We start from the raw sequence: 9,955 nt of genomic DNA, 5'->3' as shown, positions 1-9,955 counted from the left end.
TCTACGCGCTTGAAATGACGGCCTGACGGGCTTGGGTCAGGCCGCATTCGGGCGGGTGCAAATAAGTTGGCAATGCCCACTCACCCAACGCGGGGACTTATTCACTCGCGTGGGCGCTTGATCGTATGGTGGAAAGGTGGCCGGGCCTTGCGATCCGCTGGACGAACAAATCTTCGCGCCAACCTTGCCACTTTGGTAATCCCGATCCGCGTTGTTCCAGCTTAGCCGACCAGAGTGTTGCGGCGATTGTAATGCTACCTTAGCGCTCGTTCCCCACGTCACGGTCCTTCGTATTGTCTTGCTCAGCCGATTTTTCCTGGGCGACTTTCCTGAACTCATGAGCGCGCTCATATCCCGAGAAATTTGGTAGCGTTCGGCTACCGGGTGAGCCGGAGCCACACGACATTTAGCCCTTAAATCTTGCCTTCCTTGATCGGCAGCGCCTTTCCGCTCATTATCGGGGCAAACCAGCCGATGGAAGGGGCCTCGTTTTGAAGTATATTTTTTCATTCTGTGTGACAGTATCTTTGCTGCTCTTGCCTCTGACCGCGGCGGCATCCTTCGTTCCGACTGCTGAAGCTCTGCAAAAATATGCAGAGTTCGAAGCCGCGCTTTCCAAGGACACCGACCGCGCTTTTTCCATGGTTGATCAGCTATTGGCCGAGCGGGAGAGCTCCGATCTCCGCTTGAGCATCGGGCGCGCCGCTCTCCGGACGGGTGAGGCAGAGCGCGCCATAGCCTATCTGGCACCACTCAGCGACGTATCGCCCTTTCCAAAAGCGGATCCGCGAGAAACCGAAGTGTATGACATGTTGTCGGCGGCGCATCGTGCGTTGGGGCAAATGGATCAGGCGCTCCGGTTCGATCTGCTGGCCTACAACAGCGCCGAGGCGCGGCTGGGTGCGGAAAACCGGGCGCTGCTCGACCGGCTGAGCAATATCGAAGCGCGCTACAATGCCATAAGCCCCGATATTATCGCGGCAATCGAAGGGTTTCGCCGACAGATCGAAAATGTTGTGCCGCCCGTTGGGTCGCTACGTGCCGAAGGCGATCCGGCCGCGGTTGCCGTCTGGTATGGTACAAATCGCCTGCTTAGTGGCGAGGCCGATCCGGCCCGGTATTTTGGCAGCAGTCTCGGGCCGCTCAGCGTCGGCAAGCTGACGGTGACGATCCCGCCCGATCACCTCGCTGGGTTGATTGAGCGACCTGAAGGCTGGTTCTTTACCGATCACCTTGACCCCGACGAACACGTGGTGCTCGCCGATATCGAAACGCTTTCCCACACCGCTTTTGCCAAGGCGTGCTGTGGACCGGATGACAAGCTCATGTTCGTGCATGGCTACAACGTGTCGTTTCATGATGGAGCGCTGCGGGCTGCGCAGCTGGCCTTCGACCTCGAGTTTCCAGGCAAGGCCATGTATTATAGCTGGCCCTCGCAAGCTTCGGTTTACGGCTATCTGATAGATGCCAGCAACGTGTTGCCCACGCGTCCCGCGATGGAGCAATTCCTTGAAATAGCCACTCGGGGCGAGGGAAAGTTGCACCTGATCGCCCATTCCATGGGTAATCGTTATACGTTGGAAGCGCTGAACGGGTTTTTTCGGAACTATCCGAACCGCCGGATGGGGCAGCTCATCCTCGCCGCGCCTGATGTGGATCGTGCCGACTTTGAGGCTGAATTTGAGAGCATCCGCTCCCATGTCGATGGGATAACTCTCTATGCATCGCAGAACGATTGGGCGCTTACGGTTTCACGCGGAGTGAATGGCGGGCGCAGGCTGGGGGATGCGGGGGGGAATATCGTCCACCTTAATGGCATGGACACCGTGGATGCCTCACAGATCGAAGCCGATTCACTGGGGCATTCTTATTTCGGCGATGCTCCTGAAATGCTGGGCGATATTTTGGGCGTTGTGCGAAACGGCTGGGCCCCGATAGAACGCTGCGGCGTGGCGGCGCGTCCGCTCGACGACAACAGTTCCGTCTGGGACGTGGTGCCCGATAGTTGCCTTGTCGAAGAGGTACGCACCGCAAGCGACTTGATTCGCCTGCATGGGAATGGAGCGCTGGAGGTGGCACAGAAGGAGTATGATGATGCACCCGGTGACAGGCTTGATTTCTGGCTGGGGGTTCTGGAGGTTGTAGCCCTAAGGTTGGGTGGTTGAGATCTTCCCAACCGTCAATCTCTTGTGTTTCACGAATAACTTGGATCAAGGGCTTCTGCAAAACGCGCGCAAAACCAGTTTATTATGCGCGATCTACCTATACGAGGCACCTAATATTAAGAGCGACATGCTTTAAGCGTATTGTATAAGGATTGGTTGGTTGAAGTATTTTAGGACACTTGCTGCTGCCCTGATAGTGGCTTTTGCCTTTACAGCGGTGGCTCTGGCGCAGGACATTTCTTTAGCGCCAGATCCCACCGGTGCCGTTTCTGCCGATGGTGTTTATACGCCGCCCGCCCTGGCATCGCTGGAAGGCGAGTTCGCCGGTGCGGTTAGTCTGGAGGACGACACCCGCATCAAGTTCTGGATTGCGTTGCAGGAATCGCGCGACTTTCAAGGCCTCCTTCGAGCGGCCGAAGCGGACCTGCGCACCGACGCGCCGCATCCTTTTGCCACCCATGTCTGGGCCTGGGCGCAATCGGCCCTTGGTAATCTGACGGTCACGACGCTGCCAGAGATACCCGCCGATCTGGCTGAACCGCTGAGCTTTGCCAGCCGCGCTTTTGCTTACGCAAAGGCTGAACGCTTCGACCTCTTGTCCGGAATGGCGGATGAGGCGCTGGCGCGTGCCGCCCCGGACTACTGGGCTGACACCGAAATATTCTATGCGGCCCGCGATTTCGGCAAGGTTGATCAGTCCGTCCTGTTGAGCCAACGAATGGTACTCCATTTTCCCAACCGCTTCGGCGCCGCCTACTTTGCCGGAGACGAAGCCCGCGATGGCAACACCGATACAGTGACCTGGCTTGAGGGCACACCAGAACTGGCTGGTACGCCCGCTGCTGCGCTGATCCGCTGGCTGGCCGCGCATGGCGATGTGGAAACTGTGGACACCAAGAACGCGGTCTCTCTTTGGCTGGACGCGGCTCCGGCAGACCTGATCGCTCTGCGGCGCCTCGGATATAAATATGAAACGCTCCAAAAATACGATGACGCCCTCGCGGCATTTGAACAGGAACATGCAGCCTATCCGTTTCGAGATGCCGTGTCCCGGATCGCCCGCGTCAAGGCTGCACAGCGTAGGTTTCCCGAGGCGCTTGAGATCGTGGCCGATTGGGTAGAAGTGGCCGAGCCCGAGGATACACGCGCCGGGGTCACAGCCGCGTTGCAGATCAAGATGCTGCGTCATGCAGGTGAATTGGGCCGCGCCCGTGACGTGGGGTTGGCCGCGCGCGACACGGCGGCCGATACCCACCGGCTAAGGCTGGAATTTGGTAAATCCCTTCGCAAGGAGGGCTTCCCGGACGAGGCCGTGGCCCTGCTTGCCCCTGTTCTGAAGGACAATCCCACGCATCAGCCCGTCGCCAGCGAGTTGCTGAAATCGCTCATGGATGCAGAGCGTTACGGCGATATTCCAAGCCTCGTGGAAAAGTATCGCGACGCGGGCGGTATTGCCGGGGCGAATATTATCAATGCCTGGCGCACCGCCCTGTACCAGCTGGACCGCCATGCAGAGATCGATGATGTTCTCGACATCGCGCTTGCGACATTGCCCAACCAGTATTGGGTACATGGCAATATCGCCTGGACGCTCAACAAGATGGACCGTCCGGAAGACGCCTACGGGCTGATCCGCGAATCACTCCTGCGCAATGTTCGGTCCGATTGGCGAATTCGCAGGCTGGAAGAATATGCCGCTCAAATTGGCCAGGAAGAGGATGCGCGTCGTCTGCTAGAGGAATTGGCGCATCGGTATCCCTACAAGCAGCAAATTTGGCAAACCCTGGCCAAGATCAGCGGCGATCCTGGAGTCGTCTGGCGACGGGCTATCAAGAAGGCACCGCTCGAGAGCTTTCCGGTCATCAAATATGCAGGCTACAGGTTTGACCGCGCGCCCAACGAGTGGCGCACGATCATCGCCGAACTCGAGGTCGAAGCCGCACGCATGGAAGAGGCCGGGGCCGAGGCGGGAGAGATCGCGCAGGTTTATATGGAACGTGCAGTCTTGGCCGACGACGCGATTTACAAGAAGGTTTCAACCGATCTGGCGGGAGTGCCAGTTTCGGTCAGCTATCTAGACCGGGCGCGCGCACTCGGCATTCCCGAAAAAGATTACTGGCACAACCGCTTCTACATAATCGGGCGTCTGGGCCCGTCCCCCGAACGCACGGCTGCCGCGTTGAAGCGGGCCGAATTGTTCCCAGACAAGAAAGACCCGTACAATCATCTGTTTCAGACCGAGATAACGCAGAATCTGAGCAATGCGGTGATCCCGTTCATCTACTATGCGCGTTATCTTGAACGCCGTCCGCGCGATGCCGAGGCTTTGAACAGCTTCGCGTTGTTTCATAACAAGTACGGCGGGTCGTCGGTTGTCGCATTGGCTCTGCTGGAGCGGGCAAAACGATGGAACCCCGACTTCAATGTCGAGAAGGAAACAGAGTATGCCTATGGCCGTCTGGGTGCGGAAAAGCGTTACTACGAGGCACGTTACAATCGCAGCGACAGAATTTCCAGTTCTGCGCGGCATATAAATTGGTTCGAAAACGCCCGCCAGGAGGCCCGCGAGGACCAGGCTACGATAAAGAACCTCGATCTGGATGATATGAGCGTCGTCCTGCTGCGCCCCGACGGGTTTGAGGAAGAACGCCGATATCACCCTATAACCGGCCGCACCCTGTATTATCGTGCAGGCGCGTTCGAGGCTTCCGCAGCCTATACCGCCGATGGCGATTTATCCCTCATGAAAATAGGCGAGAAAAGGAAAATTGAACTTGGTTACACCGGTTCCGTGTCGACAGCGAATAAGCGCAGGATCAAACAGGTGGTCGTTGATGGTAAGCAGGAACTCCGCCTCGAGTACGATGCCGCCGGTAACGCGATCACGATACATCTGGTCGGGGCTGGACGGTTGATTTCGACCTATTCCCCAGAGGGCGAGCTTGAAAATACCGAGCCTCTACCCGAAAGGGATGATCTGAAAACGATGGACTTGTCGATGATGATCACGTCCCAGTTAGATAGGATGGTCGCTGACAAGCGCGTGCTGAACGATATCGAGAGCGGCGAACTGTTCGACTTCCATCTTGAGGATCCCGACCTTGACGCGCTTCAAGGGGCCATCGATGCGCTTTATGAAGAAAGCCACGTGTCTGAGTCAGATCTGCTGCGTGCTATGCTGAACAAGGGTGTTTATAAGGTTGATCATGTAGCGGACCATCCCGGATACTGGATGGACGCGGACTCGATCTTGCAGAGTGTTTTCTACAGAAGCATTGATGAGGCGGCAGAGGCCGGCGATGATACGCGCCGCTTGGCCGAAGCGCAGATTCTGACGATCGAGGCCGTGCGCAACTGGCGGCGCCTTATGCTGCGCGTACGCCCCGACGGGCTGCCCGCTCGCGCCTGGGACATCTGGTCCGAGATGCAGGGATGGGTCGTCTCGCAAACTCCCGCAGATCCCGAAGCCGTCGGTGCCTTTGCCAGGCTGCGCGCCGAGATGAGTAAATCCTCCCTTCGCGCGCTGTCGCAAAGCGGATGGCTGGAAAAATCCGATCTCGCCAATCCTGGATTCTGGCGCAGTTTCGCGCAGCACGAGGTGTTTCCCTCCCTACTGGTGGATCGCAATTTTCGGATGCGGGATGTGCTGGTACGCCGGAACGGGGATGTGGTGATCGCCTCCAGCGCCGGGATCGCTGTTCTGCGCCGGGGCTACTGGGAGTGGTTCGGCTTTGACAAACAGATCGGCCGGTTCTCGAAAACGCTTGATTTTGTCGATATCGATGGCATGTCCAATTTTTCCAGCCTGGCTGAGGACGACGCTGGACGTCTCTGGCTTGGGTCCCGCGCGGGGCTGATCCTGCTGAAGGGCGCTTATGACGGCGAGGCACGGCTATGGCGCGGCGGTAGTAGCGCGCTGTTTGCCGGCGGTGTCAATGATATCGCCGCAAATGGTCTCACCCTCGCAATCGCAGGTGATGAGGGGCTTGCTTTGGCAAATCTGGATAGCTTGGAAATCGAGCGCGTCTCTGACAGTGCGGTAAACCGTCTTTCGGTGGCGGATGACGGGTTCCTGGTTATCGGGCGCAATGCGCTTTGGTGGCAGAACGGCCAGATGCAGGTGGGCCTGACGTTCGAACAGGCGACCGATGCAATTCTCGGCCCCGAGGGGAAAACCCTATATGTGCTGTCAGGGAAAACCCTCAAATCGGCTCCTTGGGCGAAGGCATTACAGGGAAAGGTCGACCTGCAAGGCGTCGAGGGCCACGAGGCAATCAACGCCACGGCGCCACCTACGGGCCTTGCCCATTTCGACCTTTCCAAAGGGGTGCCCGCGTTGACCGTGCTGTTTGACAAGGGCGGCGCGGTATTGGGCGAAGGCGGGTTTGAAACCTTCAGCAAACCGGCGGGCATACGCCCGACAGCCTTTCTCGCCGCTCACGAACGGGATGGGCGCTCGTTCGTAATTACCAATGAGGGTGTCTCGGCTATTGTCCGGGGGCAGGCGGCATATGAATTGGGCAGCCGGGTTTATGATCTGTTGTCGGATCCGGCGCTTGAAGTGACCTTCGTGGCGTTGGGGTGGGGCATTGAAGCGGTGGATCACTCCGATCCGCAGGCGAAAATGAAATTCTTCTCGGGCGCCAATGCGCGGTTATTGGACCGGGCACCGGACGGGGCGTTGATCACGCATGATGGCCCGACTGTCCTGAGATTTCAAAGCGGATCGGTCGACGCACAGGAACTGTTTGATACAGAACAGATACGGGACGGCGACGCCCATCAGGCGCGGCTTGCGGATATCCTTGCGGCCTCGGACGGCACGATCTGGGCTGTCGCTGGCGCGAGCGTGTTTCGGTGGCGCGAAGGCGAAGAATTGGAAGAATATTCGATGTTCGGCGATGACCCGGACCATCGGGTATTTTCCGATATGCTCTATGCCATGCACGAAACCATTGATGGGCGCATAATGCTCGTCGCGTCGAATGAAGGGCACCGTGGCTACAAGGGGCAAAACCTTTACGGTGGCCTGTTCGAATTCACGGGCGAAGAGTTCCGCAAGACCCGCCTGGATGTATTGGGCAACTGGTTTATGACCAGCTACACGCAAATAGATGACACCACTGCAATTGTCGGTACAACTGGCGGTTTTGCCCGTTTGCGCGGCAATGTGATGGAGGAATTCGACCAGATTGAGTCCCCCTCCTACATGGCCGTGCGCGACATGCAACCTGCGCTCTACCTCGGGACCGAGGGTGCGCAGCTTGATGACGATCTGTGGCTCTTCGGCTCCGCAGGCGGGGTCGTTGCGCTAAATGGAGCGACTTGGTTTTTCCCCGACAAGCTTAACTGGATCTTGCCGGGCCGAGATTACGCCAATTACGGTGCGCGGGCAGTCCATGCCATTGCTGCAGACACGGCAGGCCGGGTCTATATTGGCACTGATTGGGGTTTGACGGTCTATGATCCCGAAGGAGCGGGGGCGGCCTCCTTCCTGATCACCGAACAGCGGGCCGACATGGCCTTTGGCGCACTAGAACTTCGCCGAGCGCAAGAGGTGAACGAAGTGATGCTGGACGCCCTTCCAGCCGACAGCGCCACGGGGAAACTTGCACAAAACTTCCGCAAGAACCGCAAGAGACTGGCTCAGTTGGAAGAACGTCTCGACGTGGCGCAGACGGCTGGCGGTAATATCGCCAAGCTGGAAAAGGATCTGCGGCGTACTCGGCAACGCGATCTCGCGATCCTCGCCAAGATGGAGCAGGAGGAGCCATTGCTTTTCAACATGTTGCAGCTAAACCCGCTCGATTTGCGCGCACTTGGCAAAAAGCTGCCCGATAATGTGGTTGTTGTTCAGTACTTGCCTACGGAGAGCACGCTATACATCAATCTCGTCAGTAAAAGCCGAGCCGAATTGAGGCAGGTCGACGTTTCACGCGAAGAGCTCGACCGGGCCGTAACATCGGTAATTGCGTATCTTTCAGGACAGGCACGAGGGAATTTGCGCGGCTTTGAGCTGTCCGCCCCCTCAGAAGGCGGGCAGGATGGCATCACGGATACCGCCAAGGATTTGACGACTTTGGCCCAGCAGCTTCAGGTTGGCAATCAGGACGCTGCGACACAGTCCCTAGCCTGGCTTTATGATATGCTGTTGCGCCCGGCTGAACACAGCCTAAAGGACGATGCAACAATTGTAATTTCTCCGACGGGTTCCCTCGCGTATCTGCCGTTTTCTGCTTTGATCCGCGAGATCCGGAACAACAGACCGGTATATGCCGTCGAACAGTTAGATCTGGCGACATCGCCTAGCCTCTATGCCCTCGACCTGATGATCGACGCTGCCCCGTCCACGGCGTTCGGGCATCTTATCGTCGGTGATCCGGACGGCACCTTGGCGCATGCCCGCGCCGAAGCCGAAGCCGTGGCAGAAATTTTGGCTGACGATCTGGTGGAGTTGCGGATTGGGAAAGAAGCTACCTATGATGAGCTTGTCACATATGCGGCCGATGCCCGATATGTTCATCTGGCGATGCACGGCAAACTGGATCACCAGTCACCCAAGGACAGTTATCTCTTGCTCGCCGAAAACCGGCGCATGAGTATCCCGCAGATTATGACCCTTCCGATGAGCGAAACCGAGCTTGTCTTTCTGTCCGCCTGTGAAACGGCCCTGGGGCGCGACGGCCTGGAATTCCGCACCATCGCCCACGCCTTTGCCCATGCCGGCGCTCCGGCGATTATTGCAACGCTGTGGCAAGTGGAGGACAAGGCGACCCGCACCTTAGCCGAGGCATTTTACAAGGCCAAGGTCAATGGCGCAAGCAACGCAGAAGCCTTGGCGCAAGCCCAACGTCAGATGATCGCAGCAGGCGGTGATCATGCCGATCCGGGCTTCTGGGCCGCCGCCATCGTGATGGGCAAACCTTGACCTTGTTGCATGATGCGGTATTGCCAAGTTGATGACCGGATTTGATCAATCGGCTTTGTCATGTTATTGACGCGCCCCGGTTGCCCGCATAGCCATCTCTCATGATCAGCCACGTTTCACACCCTCGCCTGAAGGGCTTCCGTTTCCCTCGGTCAGTCATCTCCTATGCCGTCTGGGCCTACCATCGGTTTGCCCTGAGCCTGCGCGATGTCGAGGGTCTGTTGGCCGATCGGGGCGTGATCGTCTCGTATGAAAGCATCCGGATGTGGTGCCAGCGGTTCGGAACGCAGATTGCGGCCAAGATCCGTCGTGATCGCCCGGCTCCTGCCGACAAATGGCACCTCGACGAGGTCGTGATTTCAATTCGAGGGCGAAAACATTGGCTTTGGCGAGCGGTCGACGCCAACGGAGACGTGCTGGAGATCCTGATGTAAAGCCGCAGAAATGCCCATGCTGCCAAGCGTTTCCTGATGAAGTTAATGAAGCGATGGGGTGTGCCACGTGTCCTCGTGACAGACAAACTGCGCCGCTACCGCCGTTCCGCAATCTCATACCGCCACGCCAGAGCCGACGCTTTCGGCCTTTGGGAAGACTATGCTGCCGAAATGGCCGCTTGACCGGCAAGGTTCTCACTCATCTCAATCAAGCGAAAATAAGTTGGCAATCCCCCTTTTGATGAAGACAACTTCTACTCGGCGTAGTTCGTTGGAGGACTTCTTAACATCGTCGGTCGATTGCCGCAGATCGATCCGTGATCTGACATGCCCGGGCTGCGGCGTGAATTTTGTGAACCGGCATGCAAGATTGACCCCTGTATTGGGGTAATCGGCGTCCAAAAGTGACCCCCCTGATAATTCGTTTC

3 protein-coding genes and 1 pseudogene are annotated in these 9,955 nt (G+C 57.8%); 3 read left to right on the top strand and 1 reads right to left on the bottom strand.

Translation table 11 applies throughout. The features are described from left to right. Positions 1-515 precede the first annotated feature (515 nt). The 3 genes and pseudogenes from O3306_RS22080 (at position 516) to O3306_RS22070 (ending at position 9,710) form a co-directional block, all read left to right on the top strand. Positions 516-2,165, top strand: a complete 1,650-nt coding sequence (locus tag O3306_RS22080) for an alpha/beta hydrolase (RefSeq protein WP_272011537.1) — start codon at positions 516-518, stop codon at positions 2,163-2,165. A gap of 160 nt (positions 2,166-2,325) precedes the next feature. Then, a complete protein-coding gene (locus O3306_RS22075) occupies positions 2,326-9,093 on the top strand; it encodes a CHAT domain-containing protein (protein WP_272011535.1) in 6,768 nt (2,255 codons plus the stop codon). Positions 9,094-9,194: 101 nt separating this feature from the next. Beyond that, positions 9,195-9,710: pseudogene (locus tag O3306_RS22070) on the top strand (IS6 family transposase). Between the two features lie 21 nt (positions 9,711-9,731). Here O3306_RS22070 and O3306_RS22065 read toward each other — a convergent pair. Continuing rightward, on the bottom strand, positions 9,732-9,955 hold a 224-nt coding region (locus tag O3306_RS22065), incomplete at its 5' end, for a hypothetical protein (protein WP_272011533.1).

Origin of the sequence: Roseovarius sp. ZX-A-9 (assembly GCF_028369135.1) — a bacterium.
GTDB lineage: Bacteria > Pseudomonadota > Alphaproteobacteria > Rhodobacterales > Rhodobacteraceae > Roseovarius.
The sequence above is the reverse complement of the archived record's forward strand: the minus strand, read 5'-3'. Positions and strand labels throughout refer to the sequence as shown.